This is a genomic window from Maribacter corallii, from assembly GCF_047345415.1.
Taxonomy (GTDB): Bacteria; Bacteroidota; Bacteroidia; order Flavobacteriales; family Flavobacteriaceae; genus Maribacter_C.
The window spans coordinates 15,416-37,694 of sequence record NZ_JBLFEP010000007.1 but is presented as its reverse complement, the minus strand read 5'-3'; the positions used below and the strand labels follow the sequence as shown (position 1 = coordinate 37,694).

The following is a 22,279-nucleotide window of genomic DNA, read 5'->3' as shown; positions in this document are numbered from 1 at the left end:
CTATGACATAAAGGCTATTGATTCAAGTTTTGTGCCGTCCTCATACATTACCTAGTACAAGGTACAAAATTACGGTTACCACAACCAAAAACAAGCTGAAGGGCTTAGCGTATTTCCAAGGGCGCAAATCCAAAACTCCTGCATCCTTCATTTCAAAAGTATGCTTCGAAGGCCAAATAAGCGAGGCGATATGCATGATACCAATGTTGAGTACAAACTCCATTCCCCAAATATGCACAAAATGTAAATCGACTTGAAGCACATAGTACATCAAGACATAGAATAAAAGCCCAAACACCAAACCGGTCTTTGCCCCGGATGCCGATACTTTGGGGAAAAGAAAACCGGCGATAATCACACTAGCGATCGGTATAAAAAAGATTCCGTTCAATTGTTGTAGTAGTTGATACAGACCTTCTGGGGCGTTCGCAACAAAAGGAGCGATACCTATCGCCAAAACGGCCAACAAGGCAGAGGTCCACTTTCCAATACGTACTACTTGCCCATCGGTAGCGGTCTTTGAGATATACCTCCTGAAAATACCCAAACTAAAGACTGTAGCGGCACTATTGAGCGCACTGTTAAAAGTACTCAGTATCGCACCCATCATTACGGCCACGAAAAACCCGGTGAGCCATAACGGTAATACTTTTTTGACCAATAATGGATAGACCGTATCCGGGGAGTCGTAAAGACTATCACCAAAATAATAGAATCCTATAAGGCCTGGAAGTACGATAACCAAGGGAATCAATATTTTCAATAAGCCCGTAAACAACAATCCTTTTTGTGCCTCTTTCAAATTAACGGCGCCCAACACACGTTGAATAATGGACTGGTGCATGGTCCAGAAATAAATCTGGTTGATCATAAGACCGGTAAACAAGACCTCAAAGGGTAGAATGGCCGAACGCGCCCCATCTCCTACTCCGGCTTCAGTGCTGACCACGTTGAACTTTTCAGGGCTCTTTTCAAAAACCAGTCCTAAGCCTTCCCACGGATCGCCATCACCAATACTCAATAGGGCCAAAATGGGAACCAACAGGCCCGCCACCAACAGTCCAAAACCATTTATGGTATCCGTATAGGCTACCATTTTCAATCCCCCAAAGATTGCATAAACGGCACCGATGCTTCCTACTATCAGAATAGTAATCCAGATACCTTGTTTTTGGGTAACGTTCAATACGTCGGAGATTTCGAAAATCGCTTCTATATTCAATGCCCCGGTATATAAGACGATAGGCAACAAGGTAGCAACAAATGAGATAATCAATAACAAAGCGACCAACGTGCGGGTCACCCCGTCGAATCTTTTCTCTAAAAATTCGGGTATGGTCGTAAGTCCCATTTTCAAGTATTTCGGCGCAAAGTACAAAGCCCCGATAACCAACGCCAAGGCCGAAGTAACTTCCCAAGCCACGATAATGGCGCCATTGCGGTACGCTGATCCGTTCATACCGACCAAATGTTCAGTAGAAATGTTTGTCAAAAGGAGCGACCCGGCGATAACAATGCCAGTCAATGAACGTCCTCCTAAAAAGTAGCCATCTTTGGTATCAAGTCGATCTTGACGCAATTTCCAAGTGGCGTAAAAAGCCACAAAACCGGTAAACAGAAGGAAGGTGAGTAAAGCCATGGCCTGAAAATACGCATATTTTACGTGCGAAGGTAGAATAAGACCTGGCTGCACACCAACCACCCATAAGCCGTTGCCCAGGTTACCGGATACAAATTCAGAAAGAGCATGTTGGTTTTATGACAACTCCCATAGTTCGTATGGTGCTCGTTAGAGGTACTGAAACGGAATAGATATATTAACTCAGTTCGTAACGCCGATCAAAAAAGTGCTTGATCATAAAGACTTGCACTACTACAAAAAAAGCACCTATGAGCGTGCCATAAACAAAAGTGTTCGATATCCTAATATCAGGCAAATTACCTGACCAATCAAAAGCGGTGAGGGTATTTAGGCGTGACAACCACCCAACTTCGAGTTCTGGGTCGAGAAAAATGAGATATGAAAATACAAAGGCCACCATAATCAAGATAACTGCCCAAGCTTTTTTGGATAGCACAGGTTGGTACACCGTTGTGGGCAATTGCTGAGCGCTTGCATTGATTTTAGATAAAACCGCGTCGGTAAAATTCGAGGGGGGCTGTTCAAACCCTAATTCCTTAACAGACTTCCTGATAAAATCATCTAACTCTTTATTCTCTTCCATAATTCTCTAGCATATCTGATTCCAATTCATTCGTTAAAAATCCGGCCAAACGTTTACGACTTCTGAACAAACGTACTTTGAGGGTGTTTACCGATAGGTTCGTTATATCCGAAATCTCCTTTAAGGATAACTCCTCAAGATAATGGAGCGTAATGACCAAAGCATCATTCTCGGGTAAATTGCCGATTGCTTTTCGTATGGTCTTTTTTCGTTCGTCTGCCTCAAGTCGAGCCAAGGTATTGTCTACGCTGGGTAAATGATACTCAACCTCATCATCGATAGAGCTCGTATGTAGGTGACGCTTTTGCTTCTTTATATAGTCCAAACTCCTGAAATAGGTGATTTTATATATCCACGTAGAGAATTTCGCATCCCCTTTAAACTTATCTAAAGCATGGTACGCCTTAAGAAAAACATCTTGGGCGATTTCTTCGGCCTCTTCCGTGTTCTTGATCATCTTCATAGCCAAGGTAAAAACCATATGCTTATAGCGATTCACTAAGAACTCGAATGCACCTGCATCTCCATTCTTAAGTATCGCATCAATATAATATTGATCTTCAGGTTGGCTCATTTACTGCATATGACGTACAAATTACAATGTGGGTTACAGCTTTCACCATAAAAATGAATTTTTCTGTAACCTATTTCAAAGAAGTGATGTCCTATGCATCAAGTGAGTTTATTAATCAATTAAAAAACAATCAAATGGCAGCAGCAATTTTAATTCCCATCAGCTTTTTTCTCTTCGTATTCGCAACACTATACCTATTTTTCACTACTCGCAATAAAGAGCGTATGGCCTTAATCGAAAAAGGGGCCGAAGCAAGTATCTTTGTGCAAGGGAGACCCAAGGGAGCAGCAGCTATTTGGAAAGTATTCATTCTCAATTTGGCATTAGTTCTAATGGCTGTAGGGTTGGCCATTTTTATAGGTTCCTTTATGGAATACAATCTGGGTGTTGACAGTGATGTAGCCTACCCCGGCAGTATCTTCTTGATGGCGGGCATTGGACTATTAGTAGGATTCTTCCTAACCAAGAAAATGGAAAATAAGGACTAAAGAATAACCTGGTGTATGAAAGAACCGAAACCATTCGTGAATTGCGAATGGTTTTTCTATTTTTAGTAGATGAAAGTAATTTCTACGAATCTAGGTAACCCGACCACTTTTACTTGGAATGGACGTGAGGAACAAACCGGTATTTTCAAAAAACCGGTCGCAAAACCCTTGTATCTTACAAAGACCGAAGTCGAGGCCGATACAGTCATCGATCGTGTACACCATGCCGGTGTGCACAAGGCATGCTACTTATTTTCAATGGACAACTACGCCTATTGGAAAGATATGTATCCTGATTTGGATTGGGATTGGGGGATGTTCGGAGAAAACCTGACCGTTTCGGGCCTAGATGAATCACGCGTACGTATCGGGGATGTCTATCGATTGGGAACCGCTCTGGTACAGATCTCGCAACCTAGGGAACCTTGCTACAAACTAGGCATCCGTTTTGGAACACAAGATGTATTGAAACAGTTTATCGACCATAACAGGCCCGGAACCTACGTTCGCATATTAGAGGAAGGCAAAGTGCAGGTCGGGGACGAACTGACGCTACATGAACAATCGCAGAACGAGCTTACGGTACAACTATTTTACAAATTATTATATCTGAGGGAAAAGCCGAAGGATTTGCTAGATCTATTCATGGGAAACCCATCGGTACCACAGTATAAAAAAGAGCGGTACCAAAAATACATCACCCCGTGAACTACCCTTGGCATCTTTATTTTATGGCGGCTATCTACATTGGTGCCGGCTTTATGCATTTTGCCAAACCAGAAATGTATATGCGCATCTTACCCGGATACCTGCCCGGCCATAAATTTCTAGTTAATTTTAGCGGTTTTGCCGAAATCGTCCTAGGCATAGCGCTCTGTTTTACGCCTACCAAAGACTTTGCCATTTACCTTATTATTGCCATGCTCACTTTTTTCTTACCAGCACATCTGCATATGCTTTTTGATAAGCGAGCGGCTATGGGTCTTCCCAAATGGATTCTTATTTGGCGAATTCCACTGCAATTCGCACTCATGTATTGGGCCTACTGGTATTTGAGAATCTGAACAAAAAAACCCCATCCGGCAAGACCGAACGGGGCTACTTCAAATTAACTCAAACCAACTATTTTACACTAATGTTTTCGTAGAAGGTATCCTCTCCGTTTTTGACGACCACTCTATAGGTATCTTCGTAAGCCTTTTCAAAGTTAAAGGCCTTTTCTACCAATAAGGTATCGCTCACGGTTTCTTTAAAGACTATTCTGTTCTCACTATCATAAATCGTGATCTTAACATCTTCCTTATCTGTATTCAAGAGATTCAAGAAAACTTTTTGCCCATCTTTCTTGAAAACAGGCTTGGTGTTTTCCTTTCGCTCGACGATGGAAACATCTGAATCATTGATGTCGAATTCAAAAACAGTTACCTTTAAACTGTCTTCAACCTTTAGTATATAGTTACCATCAGGCAAATTGCGTAAATCGAATTTCTTTAAATACGTGGCTGCATCGGCTACTTCTTCTGAATATATAATGACACCTTCAATATCTTGAATGCTAACAACCGTCTGATTCGATGGCTTTTCCATCTCGAAAATCAGGCTTTTTTCAGTGTTGTGTGCTACACTCAATTTCGGTTCTTTAGCCATGCTTGTTGCTACAACGAACATAAGGGCTACTGTTGCGATTGATCTTACTACTTTTTTCATGATTATTTTTTTTAATGGTTATTAATAATCTACACCACAAAACTACGCTAGGTGTTTGGCCCCTACTACCTCAGATTTTTCTAATTTATATGCTATTTTAACCCAGTATATTGTTAATGTATTCTAAAAAGGTAATTTTGCATAGATTTTGGGTAATTTTGTAGAGATGAGTCGACAATACTCCCAGTAACTTTGAGTTATGAATAGTATGAACACGGTTAAGAAGAAACCTACTTTAGAAACGATCGAACCCAATTTTGGGCATTCGTATAGCTACCAGAAGTTCGATGCGAATTCGACCAATTCGAATACGATATGGCACTTTCATCCTGAAATAGAGTTGGTCTACGTAAATGGTGGGGCGGGAAAGCGTCAAATCGGAAGCCATGTATCTTATTACTCCAATGGTGATCTTATTCTTATAGGGAGTAATCTTCCCCATTGCGGCTTTACCGACAAACTGACCGGAAACGTCAGCGAGACCGTCATTCAGATGAAGCAGGATTTCTTGGGAAATGATTTTTTCAACATTCCCGAAATGAAAAAAATTCAAGGGCTCTTTGAAATAGCTAAAGGCGGTATCGCCTTCTCGGGACGTTCGAAAAAGAAAATTGGTGATAAGATGGAGGTTTTGGAATACCAGACTGATTTTCAGCGACTGTTGTCCATACTCAATATACTAAATGAATTGGCCAACTCGAAAGAGTTCAAAATACTGAACGCAGAAGGGTTCGCACTGGAAACCGAAGTAAAGGACAATGACCGAATCAATATCGTATTCAACCACGTCAAAAGTAATTTCAAAGAAGAAATCAGCTTAGAGGAGATAGCGAATATGGTCAGTATGACCATACCGTCGTTTTGTAGGTATTTCAAAAAGATCACCAATAAAACCTTTACGCAATTCGTCAATGAATATCGATTGGTGCATGCCTCAAAACTATTGGCCGAACAACCGATGAGCATTACAGAGGTGTGCTTTGAGAGTGGATTCAATAATTTCTCGCATTTCAACAAGTCATTTAAAGCATTTACGGGGCAGAACCCCTCGCAATACCGGAATGAATTAAAAAACGTCTTGAACTAGTGGAAAGACTATTCGATGACCAAATAAACCTAAGCTTACCGGATAGCGAGATTCTTTATTTTCCAAATTTTATTGATCCGGAAAAAGCCGATTCCTATTTTGAGTCATTCCGAAAGAATGTAACATGGCAACAAGATGACATTACTGTTTTCGGAAAGACCTATGCCCAGCCCCGACTGACTGCGCTTTTTGGAAACAACGGAAAACCATACTCCTATTCCAACATCACGATGCTCCCCCATGAATTTCCAATGTCGCTTTTAGAAATCAAACACAAGGTAGAAGCCAAAACTTCCGTTGTTTTCACCACCTGCCTATTGAATCTGTACCGCGACGGAAATGACAGTAACGGCTGGCATGCCGATAACGAAAAAGAACTAGGGCCTAATCCGGTTATTGCTTCGGTTACTTTGGGCCAAGAACGTTTTTTTCATTTAAAACACCGCAAGGAGAAAACTCTAAGGCATAAATTGCTTTTAGAACATGGTAGTTTATTGCTTATGAAAGGTGAAACACAACAACATTGGCTCCATCAGATCGCTAAGACCAAAAAAGCTATTGGTGAGCGCATTAATCTGACTTTCAGGGTTGTCAAATAAAAAATCGGCTCTAATGAGAACCGATTTTTTAAACCCTTCTATTGCTAGTTACTGCCTTTAACATGTGGGTAAGGCATGTTAATTTCCTCGCTTCTAACTAACCTAATAACTTCAATTCTTATGCCAAGGTATGACTGTTCGTTGAAAATGCTTTTTTCTGGTTGAATTACCGTTTCAGAACAAATCATTCAATACTTTCGCTAGGCGAAGCCCTCCTTTTTGCAATTGTTTTTCAACCGTAGGCCACCATACATATCCATAGCGATAATAGAGTTTTTCGCCAACCTCTACGGAATCATATAGCTCATCTGCCACTAAATGCGCCTCTTCGACCCAGTCAAGAAGAGACCCTTCTTGAATAGCCTTTTTTTGCGTTGAACTCAATTGTGGTAAGGACGCGGCCATTTCAGAATAGCTCATCCCATTTTGTTCTATGAGGTTGGAATCCCATACGCGATGTAGATTGCTACCGTCATTAAACCACTGCACCTGTATGGCATTGCCCCCTTTGTCATCAAGGCGCCCTACATGCATGGGTTGATGTAAATCACCAACGAAATGGACCAATAGTTTCAGATAAAACGCCTTATCTTGATTTGAACTGCGTTCATCTTTGACAATATCAACACATGTATTGATCGCCACGACCAAATCACCATAGGGGTTGGGGTCAACTTCCTTGTATGTTTTACCCTTCGGAATGTTCACGTAGTGCCATGCGCTGAATTTTCGGTACAATGTATCAGCCTTGATTTCATCTGCAAAATTCGATACGGCCGCCAAACTCTGCCCATCCAATAATTTGGCGATGGATTTCCTGGCTTTTCTAGTCAGGTGCGCCTGAGCTACATCCCCAATAACGCGATGCCCGGTTTTTGACCAGATTACAGGGGCATTGGCAAAGGAGAAGTGCAAACAAAATAAAACCAGAAAAACTGTTTTTCTCATCGCTTTTGAATTTGTCCAAATGTAGAAAAACGAATTTTAAACTGTTGTTAAGAAATGGGTCAATTCAATAAATAATTTGATATTGCAGTGCCATAGCGAGCCCTATGTTTTTGAAACGTATCAAATCACCATATCTAAAGTTTGGCCTTTTGGCCATAGTAGCCGGTATCTTGGGTTCGGGCTTATTTGTAGCGTCGGTTTATTTTGAGGCCTGGGGCGACCTTCCTTCAAAAGAAGAGCTTTCCGATTTTGAATACCAACGAGCCTCGGAGGTTTATTCGTCCGATAGTGTCCTAATCGGAAAGTACTATCTCTTTGACCGACAGCCCATAACTTTTGAGAACTTTCCGAAGCACTTGGTCGATGCCCTGGTCGCTATTGAAGACGAACGATTTTATGAGCATGGTGGAGTGGATTATCCTAGCTTGATGCGTGTTGCCCTAAAAACCATTCTAATGCAAGATGAATCCTCAGGTGGGGGCAGTACCGTAACACAACAACTAGCTAAAAACCTCTACCCAAGAAAGGAAAGGAACCAGACCAATATCGCTGTTGATAAAGTAAAGGAAATGATCATTGCTTCAAGACTAGAGGGTATTTTTTCCAAAGAACAGATTTTGACCCATTATTTGAATACGGTCTCTTTTGGGGATAACACCTTTGGAATTGAAAGTGCTTCCCTAAGGTTTTTCAACAAGCCGACCCACGAATTGAATATCGAAGAGGCTGCCGTTCTTATCGGAATGCTTAAAGCTACCTATGGTTATAATCCCCGAATATTTCCAGAAAAAAGCAAAGCGCGAAGAGACCTAGTGCTACAGTCCATGTCAAAAAATAATTTTCTTTTAGAGAGGGAAAAAGATAGTTTGACTGCGCTCCCGCTTCAATTGAATTATAGAAAATTCAACTACTCAGACGGTATCGCACCTTATTTTCGAGAGGAAGTGCGCAAGCAACTCTTGAAGTGGAACGCTTCGGAGAAAGAAAAGGGAAACCCATACAATATTTATACTTCAGGCCTAAAGATCTATACCACATTAAATCACAAAATGCAGGTATTGGCCGAAGAAGCCATGAAGAAACATATGCGATCCCTTCAGGGAAGTTTCGAAAAGAGTTATGGAAAAACCGCACCTTGGTTGGCAGATAAAAAGCTTATTAAAAAAGCGGTGTCCGGCACCACTCGTTATAAAAAGCTTTTAGCAGAAGGATTAAGTGCCGATGCCGTATGGGATTCCCTTAAGACAAAGCGAGATATGACCTTGCATGACTGGAATGGGGGAAAAACAATAAAGACCAGCCCAATCGATAGCATTCAACACTATATGAAATTTCTCAATACCGGTTCACTCGCCATAGACCCTAAGACCGGTGCCGTGCAAACATGGATCGGTGGTATCGATTTCAGAAATTTCAAATACGATCACGTGGCCCAAAGCAAAAGACAAGTGGGCTCCACTTTCAAACCAGTCGTCTATACTGCGGCCCTAGAAATGGGAATACCTCCGTGTGCCTACTTCTCGGCAAGGGAAGTGGCTTATCAAAATCTAAAGGGATGGTCGCCCAGCAATTCGGGCGATAAAGATGAAGCCTATTTGAATTATTCCATGGAGGAGGCCCTGAGCAAATCGGTCAATACCGTAGCCGTTAAGGTTTTGGAAGCCACCGGAATCGATAACGTAATTACCCAAGCGAAAAAAATGGGTATTTTCTCTGAGCTACCTCAACAGCCTTCCTTAGCCTTGGGTACAGGTGAAATCTATTTGAATGAACTGGCCGGAATGTATGCTAGCTATGTTAATGATGGCAGGGCGGTCTTACCCTATCTTATTGAAACCATTACTGACCGAAACGATTCCGTCTTGAAAAAATTTGAACCCAAGCGTGCCAGAGACCGTGCTTTTTCAAAAGAAACCAGACAATTAATAGTCGAAATGATGAAGTCGACCATCAATACGGGAACGGCATCACGCATACGAAAGACCTACAAACTGACCAACGCTATTGCCGGTAAAACAGGAACCACCCAGAACAATAAGGATGCCTGGTTTGTGGCGTTGACCCCAAATTTGGTGCATGTGACATGGGTAGGACTTGACAATCATGAAATCGGTTTTAAAAGCACTCGCCTAGGTCAAGGCGCCAATGCCGCTCTTCCCTTATTTGCCCTTTGGTACCAACAATTAAATAAAGACCGTAGTTTCGACCACATCACCAAAGCCCAATTCGAGCGACCAAGTGTATTTGTTCGCGATCAACTGAATTGTGAACCAGTCAAAAAAGACGGGTTCTTGAAACGATTGTTTACCAATCCAAACAAAAAGAAGCGAAAAAAATTCAAGAAAAGCCCATAACTTTGGGATGAAAGCTTACCAGATTCATCATCCGAAGTTTATGTTTTCTTTAACGACCTAAACCGCTAAATTTGTGCAGCTAATTCAAGACCATGCCGAATCTTTTTTGGGGCTTACTCCTATTGTTATCCTCATTCGTTTCCTTCTCGCAAACCGATAAATCGTTTTCCGTAAAACTCATTTCCGAAAGTGTGCAACTCGATGGTGCATTAGATGAACCTTTTTGGGAAAATGCGGACGGGCCCCACGATTTTCAACAATATTTTCCATCTGATAGCATATTGGCCGAGAACCAGACTGATATTAAGATGGTATATGACAACACTACCTTATATATTGGAATTCGTGTAGAATCAGTCGGCGATGATTGGGTTATCCCCTCCTTAAGACGTGATTTTAGAGCCAGTGGAAATGATAACGTGAATCTGGTATTCGACACCTTTAATGATGGCACCAATGCCTTCATGTTCGGAATCAATCCCTATGGGGTACAACGTGAGGTCTTGATATCAGGCGGTGGTCTTGATTTAAGAGGGTTTAATACCGCTTGGGACGTCAAATGGAAGGGCGAATCAAAAAGGTACTCCGGATATTACACTGCCGAACTCGCCATACCTTTGACTTCCTTCAAATTCAAAGAGGGAGAGACCAAGTGGCGTTTTCAATGTTACCGATTCGATATGCAAAGTAACGAACGTAGCGTCTGGTATAATGTTCCTCAAAACCAACTCGTCATCAGCCTGGCCTTTATGGGTGATATGTTTTTTGAACAACCCTTGGGTAAATCTAGAACCCCGGTTGCATTGATTCCATATATCAATACGATATCCGAAAAGGACTTTGAAGGTGATCTAAGCGATACAAGATTAAAGGTCGGTGGTGATGCCAAGGTTTCTATCGGTAATGGGATGAATTTGGATATCACTTTGAATCCAGATTTTTCAAATGTGGAGGTCGACGACATTATCACCAACCTGACCCGCTTTGAGATCGGTCTCCCTGAGCGAAGGCAATTCTTTGTCGATAACAGCGACCTTTTCGGGAGTTTTGGAGGTAGTCGTGATGCAAACCCCTTCTTCTCAAGACGTATCGGTATAGCCCGAGATACTGCGGATAATAGTATAGAAAATAGAATAATTGGCGGCGTTCGCCTAAGCGGAAAACTAAATGAGGATTGGCGGCTTGGTTTCTTGAATATTCAGACTGATGAGGATATCGCTAACGAAATAGCATCGAATAACAACATGATGTTCGCTCTGCAAAAAAAAGTGTTCTCACGCTCAAATATCGGCATGTTCCTCATCAACAAGCAATCTTTCAAGGATTATGATTTCATAGCACGTGATGAGGAATACAATCGTGTGGTCGGTATGGACTACAACCTTGCTAGCAAAGACAATAGTTGGTTTGGTAAGTTTTACCTGCATAAGTCTTTTCAACCTGACGACAACACAGGCAATTTTTCTTCAGGTGCTTTTATAGGTAGAAATTCACGACGCTTCAATTTTTTTCATGATATGGCCTACATCGGCGAGGACTTTCAGTCTGATTTGGGTTTTGTTCCCAGAAAGGACATATTTAAAACCGCTACTTCGGCCGAAGTGGTATTTTGGCCTAAAAGTGATGTAATCAATAGCCATGGTTTTGAGGTATTTCCCATTATTACGTGGCGCCCAGGTCTAGATTTCAAACAAACCGATCATGTTTATAATCTAAATTGGAACGTCAATTTCCAAAATCAGTCAATGGGTGGCATCGGATTCAGTAATTCCTTCATCTTCCTAACGGAACCCTTTGACCCGACCAATACGGACGGTGCAGTTGAACTACCTGGAAATCAAGGATATTACTTCAATTCTATAACCGCGGCTTATGAATCGAATAGGGCCAATGTATTTGCAATAGAAGCTGAGACTTCTGTCGGGCGGTTTTTCAATGGCAACCGTTTTTCGTTCATGGGGCAATTTAATTTGAGATTGCAGCCCAAAGCCCTAATCAGTCTAGCATTAAACTATGATAAGCTAAGTTTACCGGCCCCGTATTCTAGTGCGGATCTATGGTTGATCAGTCCACGATTTGAATTTACCTTCAATAAATCACTTTTTTGGACCACTATTCTGCAATACAGTAATCAGCGTGATAATTTGGGAATTAATTCAAGACTACAATGGCGCTTCGCACCCTTGTCCGATCTATTCATCGTTTACAATGACAATTACTTCGTGAATACTTTTGCTCCGAGGTATCGGTCGATTAATTTGAAGTTTACCTACTGGTTGAATATCTAATCTCATGGTCTCTATCGCCTATTTTTTTTCTCCCCCTTGTAACGAAAATTTAGGCTTTCATTAACGTTGTAAAAGGGTAAATTTGTGACACCTGCTAATTCAAAATTAATGATCAGAACCCTACCAGTTCTCTATTTGCTTTTATTTGCTTTCTTAGGTTTCGGGCAGGACAACTACAAAAGCTTTACGGTAAAACACATTACCAATTCCAATATTACTCCTGATGGAATCTTGAACGAACCCGTTTGGGAAAAGGCCGAAAGTGCCAATGAGTTCTGGGAATATTTTCCATTGGATTCTGTTCAAGCACGTCAACAGTCCGATATCAAAATGTTCTATGATGACAAAAACTTGTATGTGGGCATTACAATGGATGCCGCAGGAAAGGATTATGCTATTCAATCATTAAAGCGAGACTTCTTAGCCGGTGGAAGTGACAACATTAGTGTAGTTTTCGATACTTTTAACGACGGACAAAATGCTTTTTTGTTTGGCACAAACCCTTATGGGGTTCTCAGAGAAGCCTTGATTTCAGGAGGAAGCACACAACAAATTGGTTTTACGACCTCATGGGATGTGAAGTGGAAAGGAGACGCAAAAATCTACGATGATTACTATACTGCTGAAATGGTCATCCCACTAAGTTCCTTTAAGTTCAAGGAAGGAACTCAAAAGTGGAGGTTTAACAGCTATCGTTTTGATACACAATCCAATGAAACCAGTACATGGATCAAGATTCCTCAAAATCAACAGGTATGGGGTACCGCCTTTATGGGTGACATGGTTTTCGAAAAACCCTTGGAAAAATCAAAAACTCCTTTGGCAATTATACCCTATGTAAACGCGATTTCACAAAAGAACTTTGAAACGGATGAGGGATCGAATGACATAAAGTTCGGAGGAGATGCCAAAATTGCAATAGGCACCGGTCTCAATCTTGATGTCACCGTTAATCCTGATTTTTCCAATGTGGAAGTGGATAATGTGATTACCAATTTGACGCGATTTGAAATAGGGTTACCTGAAAAAAGGCAGTTTTTTATCGATAATAGCGATTTGTTTTCAAGTTTCGGAGATTCTCGTGATGCAAATCCGTTTTTTTCAAGACGCATAGGTATCGCAAGGGACACAGCAGGAAATTCCATAGAAAATAAGATTATTGGAGGCGTTCGTCTTAGTGGAAAACTTACGAACAATCTCAGAGTGGGACTATTAAACATTCAGACCGATGAAGATTTGGAAAACGAAATCGCATCGAACAACAATACCATGATAGCCTTGCAACAAAAGATGTTTTCAAGGTCGAATATTGGCATGTACTTTATCAACAAAGAGTCATTTAGAGATTATGATTTCATTGAAAGCGAAGACAGGTACAATCGATTATTTGGTGTTGATTATAATTTGACATCGAAAGATAATACTTGGACGGGTAAGTTCTATCTACACAAGTCTTTTCAACCAAATGATAATGTGGGAAACTTATCTAGTGGAGCTAGACTTTCATATAACTCAAGAAATTATAATTTTTCCGGAAAAGCTGTTTACATAGACGAAGACTTTTCTTCCGATTTAGGTTTCGTTAGAAGAACAGGAATCCTAAAAAGCTTTTTAAATTTTGAACGTGCTTTTTGGCCTGAAAAGGGTAAGATTCAAACACATTCCTTTCAGTTTTTGCCTATAGGCATTTGGAGCACTGAGGATGATTTTGAAAATACGGATTACAGCCTTAGAACTTCTTGGGAGGCAAAATTTAATAACACTGCTGAATTTTCGGCAGGTTTCAATTCAGACTTCACATTTTTGTTTGATGACTTTGATCCAACAGCCAGTGACGACGGTATTCCTATTCCGGGTAATCAAGGATATTACTATAATAGTGTAGAGGCAGCCTATGAGTCAGATCAACGAAAATTATTCGCCTATGGACTGGGAACGGAGGTAGGTAGGTTTTTCAATGGAAACCGATTTTCTGTTGAAGGGGGTATGACACTTCGCTTTCAACCCAAAGTTTTTATATCACTATTGTTCAACTATGATCAAATCTCACTTCCAAACCCGTATCCCAGTGCTGATATTTGGCTAGTTAGTCCAAAAATCGATGTCACATTCAACAAGTCCGTATTTTGGTCTACTTTGATTCAATACAGCAATCAGCGCGATAATTTGGGAGTCAACTCAAGACTACAATGGCGCTTTGCACCCTTGTCTGATCTGTTCATTGTTTACAATGACAATTACTTCGTGAATACCTTTGCGCCTAGGTACCGGTCAATTAATTTGAAGTTTACCTACTGGCTCAACATTTAACGCTCAATCTGCCTAATTTAAGGTTCCTTTTTAGGATTTATTTAACGGCCTTTACCCTTAAATTTGCACTCCAAGCTAATTCACCAACTATGATAAAAGTGCTTTGCGCCCTTTTATGCCTTATTATTTCCACACCGCTCTTTTCCCAAAAAGAGGTCAAATCGTTCACCGTAAAGTTTATATCCGAAACAATTGTACCTGACGGAGATTTAAGCGAACCCATTTGGGACTTTGCCGAAATTGCTGGCGAATTTTGGGAATACTTTCCTTTAGACTCCATTCAGGCCAGAGAGCAGTCACAAATCAAAATGTTGTATGACGACAAAAACCTATACATCGCTATTCGCGCCGAATCTAGCGGAGCAAATTATGCAACTCAATCGTTAAGACGTGATTTTAGGGGTAGTGGCAGCGATAGTTTTTCATTGGTATTCGATACATTCAATGACGGCACGAACGCCTTTTTATTCGGCATCAACCCTTACGGTGTTAGACGTGAGGGGCTTATAGCTGATGGCGGAGGCAGCCAAGACGATTTCAACCTTTCATGGGATGTCAAATGGAGGGGTGATGCGAAAATATATGATGACTATTTCACTGCTGAAATGATAATACCGCTTACATCGTTGAAATTTGAAGAAGGGGCCACGAAATGGCGTTTCAACAGTTACCGTGTTGAAACCCAATCAAACGAACGTAGTACGTGGACTAGAATACCACAAAACCAGCGCATTTATAACTTGGCCTTTATGGGCGAGATGGTATTTGAAAAACCATTGGGCAAATCGCGTACACCATTGACACTTATCCCTTATGTGAACGGTATTACTGCAAAGGACTTTGAAAACGACAACGACCTAAACAATCTAAAGGTGGGTGCAGATGCAAAAATATCTGTTGGAAACAGCTTGAACCTTGACCTTACCTTAAACCCTGATTTTTCTACAGTAGAGGTCGATAATTTTATAACCAACCTTACCCGATTTGAAATTGCGTTGCCGGAGCGGCGTCAATTCTTCATTGACAACAATGATCTTTTCGCAAGTTTTGGAAACGGTTTTGATTTTAGTCCGTTCTTCTCACGACGCATCGGAATTGCGCAAGATTCTACAGGTAACACTATAGAAAACAATATTATTGGGGGCGTGCGGTTGAGCGGCAAACTGACCAAAGATCTTCGCGTGGGGGTTTTGAATATTCAAACAGCAGAGGATTTGGAAAATAGAATTCCGTCTAACAACAATACGATGCTAGCACTGCAACAGCGAATATTCTCAAGATCGAACATCGGCGTCTTCTTTATTAACAAGCAATCATTTGAAACCTATGACTTTGTAGAACGTGAAGACGAATACAATCGGGTTGTAGGTATTGATTATAACCTGGCCTCAAAAGATAATACGTGGAACGGCTCATTAATTACGCACAAATCATTTCAACCCAATGATAAAAAGGGCAACTTTGCTTCGAGCGCATTGATTCGGTACAATACAAGAAAATTCAATGTATTTGCCAAAGGTACCTTTATAGACGAAGATTTCCGTTCGGATTTAGGGTTCGTACGCAGAACCGATCTTTTTAAGACGCTGATAAGCGCTGAACGTGTTTTTTGGCCTAAAAAAGGAATTGTCCAAAACCATTCTTTGCAATATTTCACAAATATAAGGTGGAGCCCCAGTAGAGATTTTCAAAATACTGATTATGACCTTCGATCCCGATATGAAATTAATTTTAATAATCAATCCCAAGCGAGAATCGAGTACACCAATAGTTTCACCTTTCTGTTCGACTCTTTCGACCCTACGCGCACGGAGGGTGCCATAGAACTTCCAGCTGACCAAAATTATCATTACAATAGCGTTCAAGCCGGGTATCAATCCGATCAGCGAAAACTTTTCTCCTATGATGTGCAGTCATCCGTTGGTCGGTTTTTCAATGGAAACCGATTCTCGGTAGAAGGTGCGATGGTTATGCGTTTTCAGCCTAAGGCATTTATCTCGCTGCTTCTAAATTATGACCAAATTGATTTACCTGACCCTTATCCCAGTGCCAATATTTGGTTAATCAGTCCGAAAATCGATATTACCTTCAGCAAGTCCATTTTCTGGTCTACGTTAGTGCAATACAGTAACCAACGTGACAATCTAGGGTTCAATTCGAGGCTGCAATGGCGTTTCGCTCCCCTTTCAGATCTGTTCATCGTATATAACGATAATTACTTTGTCAATAGCTTTGAACCGAAAAATAGGTCTATAAACCTCAAATTGACATACTGGTTGAATATCTAGACGGCTGCAAAGCATGTGGAAAAGGAAAAGGAGGTTTTCGAGTTCCTGGTACCGATACTCGAAGACCCACGAAATTAAAGTATATTTCACCTAAAAGACTAGCCCATTTCTATGAATTTTAAACTACTCTGTTCCGATTTGGATGGCACATTACTATCTACAAAGAGTGATGTTTCCGATTTCACCATTAGCCAAGTATCAAGGATAAAAGAGCGATTGAACGTAATTTTGGTTTCTGCACGCATGCCACAATCAATGACATACATACAAGAACGTCTAGGTATTGAAAAACAACCTATAATTTGTTATAATGGTGCACTTATCTGTGACGGGGCAAAAGAAACCTTTTCGGAAACTATTTCCTTCGAAGCTTTGGAAAAAGTGCATACACTGTCTGAAAAGCTACATATCCAACTCGGTTTATATAACCAACGGGAATGGTATGTTGAGATGACCTCTGAACGGGTACAAAAGGAAATCAAATATACACGTGCCTCTCCGGTTTTCAGACCTACGTCGGAAACACTAACCGATTGGAAAAGCCGGAATGTGAGCGCTCACAAAATCATGCTTATGGGTACCAAGCTATCGGCCGATACGATTTTTCCTCAATTGATGAAAGATCTCAGTGAAGAGATGAACATTTACCGATCGAACGATACCCTCATCGAACTGGCACCCAAGAATGTGTCTAAACTATCGGCCATTCAAGCGTTGCTCGGTCCGAATGAGAGGATGATCGATGTAATCTCCTTCGGTGACAACTACAATGACATGGAAATGCTAGAACATTCCGGTCTTGGCGTAGCTGTAGAAAACGCGAGGGAAGAGGTAAAAGCACTAGCCGACGCTGTCACATTGAGAAATACTGAGGATGGAGTAGCCCACTACATCAAGCAACATCTAATTTGAGTATATTTGAAAACGTACCAATCATTTACTTAATGACCGAAAAATTATTGCCTGAACCGCTCATTACCGATGACACCGTCGTTTTTGGTTTACTGGCGCTTAGTCTCGGATTTATTTTTGTCTCTTCTTCAATCAAAACGGGTTTCTGGAAAAAATTCTATGGGGTCGTACCTGCTGTTCTGATGTGTTACCTTCTCCCGGCACTGCTCTCTTCTTTCGGTGTAGTCGCTGAAAAATGGCATACGGTCAATGAACTTGGAGAAGTCACCGAACATACCTCGAGATTATATTATATGGCAAGTCGCTATCTTCTTCCGGCCGCACTGGTATTGATGACCCTTAGTATTGACTTGAAAGCTATTGCCAATCTGGGTTCAAAGGCCCTCATCATGTTCTTGACCGGAAGTGCCGGGATCATTATAGGCGGACCCATTGCCATCTTGATCGTTTCTATTTTTTCCCCAGAGTCAGTGGGCGGTAACGGATTCGATGCTATCTGGAGAGGCCTGTCTACCATTGCCGGAAGTTGGATCGGGGGAGGTGCCAATCAAGCAGCGATGTACGAGATTTTCAAATATACTCCCGAAAAATATGGAGGCATGGTACTCGTCGATATTTTTGTGGCGAATGTGTGGATGGCAATCGTGTTATTGGGCGTGGGAAAAACCAAACAAATCGATAAATGGCTAAAATCAGATACATCTGCGATTGAAAAATTGAAAAGCAAGGTTACGGAATTCACTGATCGTATCACAAGGGTGCCCACTCTGCCCGACTATATGATTATGCTCGGACTAGCTTTTAGTGCTGTCGGTATCGCTCACTTTTTCGGGGGGCATATCAGCAAGGCACTCACTGAAAATGTCGCCGCCGTCGCCGACCCCACTAACTTCTTATCATTTCTGGGATCCGGGTTCTTTTGGATGGTCGTTATCGCTACCGCCGCCGGTATTGCCATATCGTTTACCAAGGCCAAAAATTATGAAGGTGCCGGTGCCAGCAAAATCGGGGGCATGTTCATCTACATTTTGGTAGCCACCATAGGGATGAAAGTAGATTTAGGTCGAGTACTTGAAAATCCAGGGCTCATCGCAATAGGTTTTATTTGGATTACGATACACGCCGGTCTTATGATTTTAGTGGCCAAACTCATCAAAGCACCCTATTTCTTTTTGGCCGTTGGTAGCCAGGCCAACGTAGGCGGTGCCGCTTCGGCACCTGTAGTGGCCGCAGAGTTTCACCCATCATTGACCTCTGTAGGCGTCTTACTTGCCGTTTTTGGTTATGTGGTCGGTACAGGAGGTGCCCTGTTATGTGCTTACTTGATGGAAATTGCCTCGAAAGTTTAAGGTTTCCCAAAGAATATCGATATTTGCCGCTCTAATTCTATTTCATGAAGAATATACTCTATTTTGTTGCAGCACTCGCATTACTATCCTCCTCTTGTGAAGGAAACGACCCAGCTAAGACCATGACTGTTTCGGGCGTTGTCAAAGGACTTAAAAAAGGAACGCTCTACCTCCAACACATCCCGGATTCTACACTAGCGGTGATCGATTCATTACAAATCGATGGTGACGGCAGTTTTACCTTCACCACCCAAATAGACGGGCCAGAAATCTTCTATTTGTATCTCAACAAAAAAGATAACAATACCCTAAACGATCGGATCACCTTTTTTGGGGAGCCCGGTGAAATCACCATAAACACGGCTTGGAATACCTTTGATACCCAGGCCGAGATTAAAGGTTCGAAGACCAATGACAACTATAGTCAATATCAGAAGACAATGTCACAGTTCAACAAGAAAAACCTACAATTGGTGCGTGCATCGATAAATACGGAAAAACCTCTGGACTCAATGCAGCTAGACTCTCTCGAAAAATTGAGCACAAAGAACGTTCAAAAAGGGTATGCATTTGCCCTGAACTTCGCCTTGAACAATTTAGATTCACCACTGGCACCTTACATTGCGGTAAATCAAGTTTCTGACGCAAATATCAAGTATCTCGATTCGATCCACAACTCCATGTCACCAGAAGTCGCTTCATCGAAATATGGAATTCAGTTGACCGAACTTTTGAAAGAGCGAAAAGCCTCGGAATAAAAAAATCCGCGAGATGCGGATTTTTTTATCAATACATGTTTGCCTGACTATCCCAATTTATTGAGTTGATCGACCAAAGCTTTTGATTTTTTCTCTAGTTCTTCTCGAACTCCCTTTAAGTGGGCTTTTCTATTTTCAACATCCCGCTGGTTCACTTTAACGATTAAATCGTCAAAAGTTTCTATAGCCCCATCAATGATTTTTGCTCCCTCCTTGGAGTCCTGCTTATTGTTTGCAGCTTCCACAATGTATACTGCTTCAATGATGTCGCCCAGCACATAGTTGATGTCTTTTTTTAAATCTCTGATATTTGCCATTTCGTATTTTTTTTACAAAAATAGGTGTTTTGAATTCCCTTCTTCAAGCGATTGAGGAAAATAATGCTAAATCGTAACTTCCAAGAGCTTTGCCCCTAAAGACTTTATTAAAATGCTATTGCAATTTGCACTAATCAATGTCGTCTCTCCTTTATGGAGGTCAACCGAACCATATTCATTGGATACGATAGCCTCACCACCTACACACATATAAATCGTGAAGGAATCACGATCGGCCACATCTTGGTCCAAATCTTCCGTCACGTGCATGAAATTGGTTTTGAAATAAGGAGAGGCAACCATCGGGTTGGCCGTATTTTTTTGACAAGGGTAAGTTACTTTGAAATCTTCTTTTTTTAAGTAATCGATAGCATCCAACGCCATTTCGGTATGTAGTTCTCTGAAGTTTCCGTTCGCATCCCGGCGATTGAAATCGAAAACACGATAGGTAATATCGGATGTCTGTTGTATTTCCGCCAATAAGACACCCGCACCGATGGCATGTATCTTACCGGTATTTATGAAAAATGTGTCCCCCTCTTGAACTTGCTCGTAATTCAATAAATCCAGAAGGCGGTCATTCTTGAGACTATCGGCGTACTCCTCTTTTGTGACATCTTTGTTGAACCCGACAATAAGACTTGCTTCAGGATCGGCGTCCATGATATACCACATCTCCGTCTTTCCAAAAGAATCATGCCGCTCTTTGGCAAGGGCATCATCCGGATGCAATTGAATGGAAAGGTCTTGCTTTGCGTCGATGAATTTGATCAGGATTGGAAAATCAGAACCAAATCGGTCGACTACCGACTTTCCCAAAAGTCGTTCTCCATGACTATTGATCAATTCTTGAAGGGAGGTCCCCTTAAGTCCTCCGTTTGCAATTACCGAAATATTATCTTTGACAGTAGAGAGCTCCCAACTTTCACCGATGATGTCACTAGGACTTGACTTATGTAAGAGTTCTCGGAGTTTCGTACCGCCCCAAAGACGCTCGTGTAAAATCGGAAAGAATTTCAAAGGATACATGCGATATATGATTTAGCCGCTACAAAAGTAGTTTAATGTAGTAATTTACATATTTGTAACAAGAATTTACCCGGAAAACGTTACGAAATTTCTGGGCGTCTCATAAAGTACTACCTCTACTTCCTTTTCTGTATCAATGTGGGGACGTAACTTGTTCCAAATAACCACTGCGATATTTTCCGCTGTGGGATTTAGCTGTTTGAATTCAGGAACCTCCACATTGAGGTTTTTATGATCAAATGCATTCTCTACATGTTCCTTAATCAGGTCTTTTAAGATTTTAACATCAATTACAAAACCTGTTTCGGGATCTATTGATCCGGTCACACTTACAATCAATTCGTAATTATGACCATGAAAATTAGGGTTGTTACATTTACCGAAAACCGCATCATTTCGCTCAAAACTCCAATCGGGCCGGTATAGTCGGTGAGCAGCATTAAAATGGGCTCTTCTACTTACTTTAACTTTCATGATGACGCATTATTTTGAAGAATGTGCGAGTAGAATCTTTCGAATATGATTTTGAACCATGCCGTATACTTTTCAGGGTTCTTGGCAATATCCGCTTTGATTGTTTCGGGTCTCATCCATTTCCAATCTGCCACCTCATCAGGATTCAGCATAGGTTCTTCATCATAATTGCCTATCATGACATGATCCAATTCATGTTCGGTCAATCCGTTGTCAAATGGCGCTTTGTATATAAACGAAAAGAGTTCTTTCAAATCGGCCGTAAAACCCATTTCCTCCTGTAAACGCCTTTTACCAGCTTCGACATTCGATTCGCCAGCGCGTTGGTGGCTGCAACAAGTATTCGTCCAAAGTAAGGGCGAATGGTATTTATGGGCGGCACGCTGCTGTAGCATCGTCTCTCCTTTCCCATTCATAATGAAAACCGAAAAAGCCCTATGTAAAATAGCTTTCTCATGTGCTTCCATCTTAGGCATGATTCCGATGGGTTCGTCAGATTCATTTACCAAGATTACGTGTTCTTCTTTCAAATCAAAATTCTTTAGTCATAGCTAAAGCCCATGAAATCGTAG

Annotated in this window: 21 protein-coding genes; 12 read left to right on the top strand and 9 right to left on the bottom strand. The window is 41.3% G+C overall.

Going from position 1 to position 22,279, the window contains the following annotated elements; translation table 11 throughout:
- Positions 1-40 precede the first annotated feature (40 nt).
- From ACKWCA_RS22070 to ACKWCA_RS22060, 3 genes are all read right to left on the bottom strand, one after another.
- Positions 41-1,639, bottom strand: a complete 1,599-nt coding sequence (locus ACKWCA_RS22070) for a solute:sodium symporter family transporter (protein WP_413980417.1) — start codon at positions 1,637-1,639, stop codon at positions 41-43.
- 178 nt (positions 1,640-1,817) lie between these two features.
- Positions 1,818-2,225 (bottom strand): hypothetical protein, encoded by a 408-nt coding sequence (locus ACKWCA_RS22065; RefSeq protein ID WP_413980416.1) that lies wholly within the window; start codon positions 2,223-2,225, stop codon positions 1,818-1,820.
- Positions 2,212-2,799: an RNA polymerase sigma factor gene (locus ACKWCA_RS22060; protein WP_413980415.1), complete on the bottom strand. Its 588-nt coding sequence runs from the start codon at positions 2,797-2,799 to the stop codon at positions 2,212-2,214. The genes ACKWCA_RS22065 and ACKWCA_RS22060 overlap by 14 nt, the downstream gene beginning before the upstream one ends.
- Positions 2,800-2,933: 134 nt before the next feature.
- On the opposite strand from ACKWCA_RS22060, the gene ACKWCA_RS22055 reads away from it, so the two are divergent.
- The 3 genes from ACKWCA_RS22055 (at position 2,934) to ACKWCA_RS22045 (ending at position 4,351) form a co-directional block, all read left to right on the top strand.
- Complete coding sequence (locus ACKWCA_RS22055; protein WP_413980414.1) at positions 2,934-3,287, top strand: DUF6249 domain-containing protein; 354 nt, start codon at positions 2,934-2,936, stop codon at positions 3,285-3,287.
- Between the two features lie 69 nt (positions 3,288-3,356).
- Positions 3,357-3,995, top strand: coding sequence for an MOSC domain-containing protein (locus ACKWCA_RS22050; RefSeq protein WP_413980413.1), 639 nt, complete (start codon positions 3,357-3,359; stop codon positions 3,993-3,995).
- The gene (locus ACKWCA_RS22045; protein WP_413980412.1) at positions 3,992-4,351 is read left to right on the top strand and encodes a DoxX family protein; all 360 of its coding nucleotides are present in this window, start codon (positions 3,992-3,994) and stop codon (positions 4,349-4,351) included. Before ACKWCA_RS22050 ends, ACKWCA_RS22045 begins: the two co-directional genes overlap by 4 nt.
- A gap of 58 nt (positions 4,352-4,409) precedes the next feature.
- On the opposite strand, the gene ACKWCA_RS22040 is transcribed toward ACKWCA_RS22045, so the two are convergent.
- A complete protein-coding gene (locus ACKWCA_RS22040) occupies positions 4,410-4,994 on the bottom strand; it encodes a DUF3244 domain-containing protein (protein WP_413980411.1) in 585 nt (194 codons plus the stop codon).
- 208 nt (positions 4,995-5,202) lie between these two features.
- On the opposite strand from ACKWCA_RS22040, the gene ACKWCA_RS22035 reads away from it, so the two are divergent.
- Together ACKWCA_RS22035 and ACKWCA_RS22030 are read left to right on the top strand one after the other, a co-directional pair.
- Positions 5,203-6,081 carry an AraC family transcriptional regulator gene (locus tag ACKWCA_RS22035; protein WP_413980661.1) on the top strand — a complete coding sequence of 293 codons (879 nt, stop codon included), beginning with the start codon at positions 5,203-5,205 and terminating at the stop codon, positions 6,079-6,081.
- Positions 6,081-6,680 carry an alpha-ketoglutarate-dependent dioxygenase AlkB family protein gene (locus tag ACKWCA_RS22030; protein ID WP_413980410.1) on the top strand — a complete coding sequence of 200 codons (600 nt, stop codon included), beginning with the start codon at positions 6,081-6,083 and terminating at the stop codon, positions 6,678-6,680. Before ACKWCA_RS22035 ends, ACKWCA_RS22030 begins: the two co-directional genes overlap by 1 nt.
- A 174-nt stretch (positions 6,681-6,854) precedes the next feature.
- Here ACKWCA_RS22030 and ACKWCA_RS22025 read toward each other — a convergent pair whose 3' ends face one another.
- On the bottom strand, positions 6,855-7,628 hold the full coding sequence (locus tag ACKWCA_RS22025; protein ID WP_413980409.1) for a S1/P1 nuclease: 774 nt from the start codon (positions 7,626-7,628) through the stop codon (positions 6,855-6,857).
- 104 nt (positions 7,629-7,732) lie between these two features.
- On the opposite strand from ACKWCA_RS22025, the gene ACKWCA_RS22020 reads away from it, so the two are divergent.
- From ACKWCA_RS22020 to ACKWCA_RS21990, 7 genes are all read left to right on the top strand, one after another.
- Entirely contained in the window at positions 7,733-9,982 is a 2,250-nt protein-coding gene (locus tag ACKWCA_RS22020; RefSeq protein WP_413980408.1) for a transglycosylase domain-containing protein, read from the top strand.
- A 92-nt stretch (positions 9,983-10,074) separates the two neighbouring features.
- Positions 10,075-12,270, top strand: coding sequence for a DUF5916 domain-containing protein (locus tag ACKWCA_RS22015; protein WP_413980407.1), 2,196 nt, complete (start codon positions 10,075-10,077; stop codon positions 12,268-12,270).
- A 108-nt stretch (positions 12,271-12,378) separates the two neighbouring features.
- Complete coding sequence (locus ACKWCA_RS22010; protein WP_413980406.1) at positions 12,379-14,580, top strand: DUF5916 domain-containing protein; 2,202 nt, start codon at positions 12,379-12,381, stop codon at positions 14,578-14,580.
- Positions 14,581-14,669: 89 nt separating this feature from the next.
- On the top strand, positions 14,670-16,868 hold the full coding sequence (locus tag ACKWCA_RS22005) for a DUF5916 domain-containing protein (protein ID WP_413980405.1): 2,199 nt from the start codon (positions 14,670-14,672) through the stop codon (positions 16,866-16,868).
- A 111-nt stretch (positions 16,869-16,979) separates the two neighbouring features.
- The gene (locus ACKWCA_RS22000; protein WP_413980404.1) at positions 16,980-17,780 is read left to right on the top strand and encodes a Cof-type HAD-IIB family hydrolase; all 801 of its coding nucleotides are present in this window, start codon (positions 16,980-16,982) and stop codon (positions 17,778-17,780) included.
- 32 nt (positions 17,781-17,812) lie between these two features.
- Positions 17,813-19,129, top strand: a complete 1,317-nt coding sequence (locus ACKWCA_RS21995; protein WP_413980403.1) for a DUF819 family protein — start codon at positions 17,813-17,815, stop codon at positions 19,127-19,129.
- A gap of 44 nt (positions 19,130-19,173) precedes the next feature.
- Positions 19,174-19,887, top strand: a complete 714-nt coding sequence (locus tag ACKWCA_RS21990) for a DUF4369 domain-containing protein (RefSeq protein ID WP_413980402.1) — start codon at positions 19,174-19,176, stop codon at positions 19,885-19,887.
- 47 nt (positions 19,888-19,934) lie between these two features.
- On the opposite strand, the gene ACKWCA_RS21985 is transcribed toward ACKWCA_RS21990, so the two are convergent.
- The 4 genes from ACKWCA_RS21985 to idi form a co-directional block, all read right to left on the bottom strand.
- Positions 19,935-20,204, bottom strand: coding sequence for a hypothetical protein (locus ACKWCA_RS21985; RefSeq protein WP_413980401.1), 270 nt, complete (start codon positions 20,202-20,204; stop codon positions 19,935-19,937).
- Positions 20,205-20,270: 66 nt separating this feature from the next.
- Entirely contained in the window at positions 20,271-21,233 is a 963-nt protein-coding gene (locus tag ACKWCA_RS21980; protein WP_413980400.1) for a type I phosphomannose isomerase catalytic subunit, read from the bottom strand.
- Between the two features lie 66 nt (positions 21,234-21,299).
- Entirely contained in the window at positions 21,300-21,707 is a 408-nt protein-coding gene (locus ACKWCA_RS21975) for a 6-pyruvoyl trahydropterin synthase family protein (protein ID WP_413980399.1), read from the bottom strand.
- Positions 21,704-22,237 (bottom strand): isopentenyl-diphosphate Delta-isomerase, encoded by a 534-nt coding sequence (gene idi / locus ACKWCA_RS21970; protein WP_413980398.1) that lies wholly within the window; start codon positions 22,235-22,237, stop codon positions 21,704-21,706. Before idi ends, ACKWCA_RS21975 begins: the two co-directional genes overlap by 4 nt.
- Positions 22,238-22,279: the final 42 nt, after the last annotated feature.

Coding starts and splice junctions, on each gene's coding strand:
- ACKWCA_RS22070 (WP_413980417.1), bottom strand. CDS start 1,639: ATGGCTTTACTCACCTTCCTTCTGTTTACCGGTTTTGTGGCTTTTTAC.
- ACKWCA_RS22065 (WP_413980416.1), bottom strand. CDS start 2,225: ATGGAAGAGAATAAAGAGTTAGATGATTTTATCAGGAAGTCTGTTAAG.
- ACKWCA_RS22060 (WP_413980415.1), bottom strand. CDS start 2,799: ATGAGCCAACCTGAAGATCAATATTATATTGATGCGATACTTAAGAAT.
- ACKWCA_RS22055 (WP_413980414.1), top strand. CDS start 2,934: ATGGCAGCAGCAATTTTAATTCCCATCAGCTTTTTTCTCTTCGTATTC.
- ACKWCA_RS22050 (WP_413980413.1), top strand. CDS start 3,357: ATGAAAGTAATTTCTACGAATCTAGGTAACCCGACCACTTTTACTTGG.
- ACKWCA_RS22040 (WP_413980411.1), bottom strand. CDS start 4,994: ATGAAAAAAGTAGTAAGATCAATCGCAACAGTAGCCCTTATGTTCGTT.
- ACKWCA_RS22035 (WP_413980661.1), top strand. CDS start 5,203: ATGAACACGGTTAAGAAGAAACCTACTTTAGAAACGATCGAACCCAAT.
- ACKWCA_RS22025 (WP_413980409.1), bottom strand. CDS start 7,628: ATGAGAAAAACAGTTTTTCTGGTTTTATTTTGTTTGCACTTCTCCTTT.
- ACKWCA_RS22020 (WP_413980408.1), top strand. CDS start 7,733: ATGTTTTTGAAACGTATCAAATCACCATATCTAAAGTTTGGCCTTTTG.
- ACKWCA_RS22015 (WP_413980407.1), top strand. CDS start 10,075: ATGCCGAATCTTTTTTGGGGCTTACTCCTATTGTTATCCTCATTCGTT.
- ACKWCA_RS22010 (WP_413980406.1), top strand. CDS start 12,379: ATGATCAGAACCCTACCAGTTCTCTATTTGCTTTTATTTGCTTTCTTA.
- ACKWCA_RS22005 (WP_413980405.1), top strand. CDS start 14,670: ATGATAAAAGTGCTTTGCGCCCTTTTATGCCTTATTATTTCCACACCG.
- ACKWCA_RS22000 (WP_413980404.1), top strand. CDS start 16,980: ATGAATTTTAAACTACTCTGTTCCGATTTGGATGGCACATTACTATCT.
- ACKWCA_RS21995 (WP_413980403.1), top strand. CDS start 17,813: ATGACCGAAAAATTATTGCCTGAACCGCTCATTACCGATGACACCGTC.
- ACKWCA_RS21990 (WP_413980402.1), top strand. CDS start 19,174: ATGAAGAATATACTCTATTTTGTTGCAGCACTCGCATTACTATCCTCC.
- ACKWCA_RS21985 (WP_413980401.1), bottom strand. CDS start 20,204: ATGGCAAATATCAGAGATTTAAAAAAAGACATCAACTATGTGCTGGGC.
- ACKWCA_RS21980 (WP_413980400.1), bottom strand. CDS start 21,233: ATGTATCCTTTGAAATTCTTTCCGATTTTACACGAGCGTCTTTGGGGC.
- ACKWCA_RS21975 (WP_413980399.1), bottom strand. CDS start 21,707: ATGAAAGTTAAAGTAAGTAGAAGAGCCCATTTTAATGCTGCTCACCGA.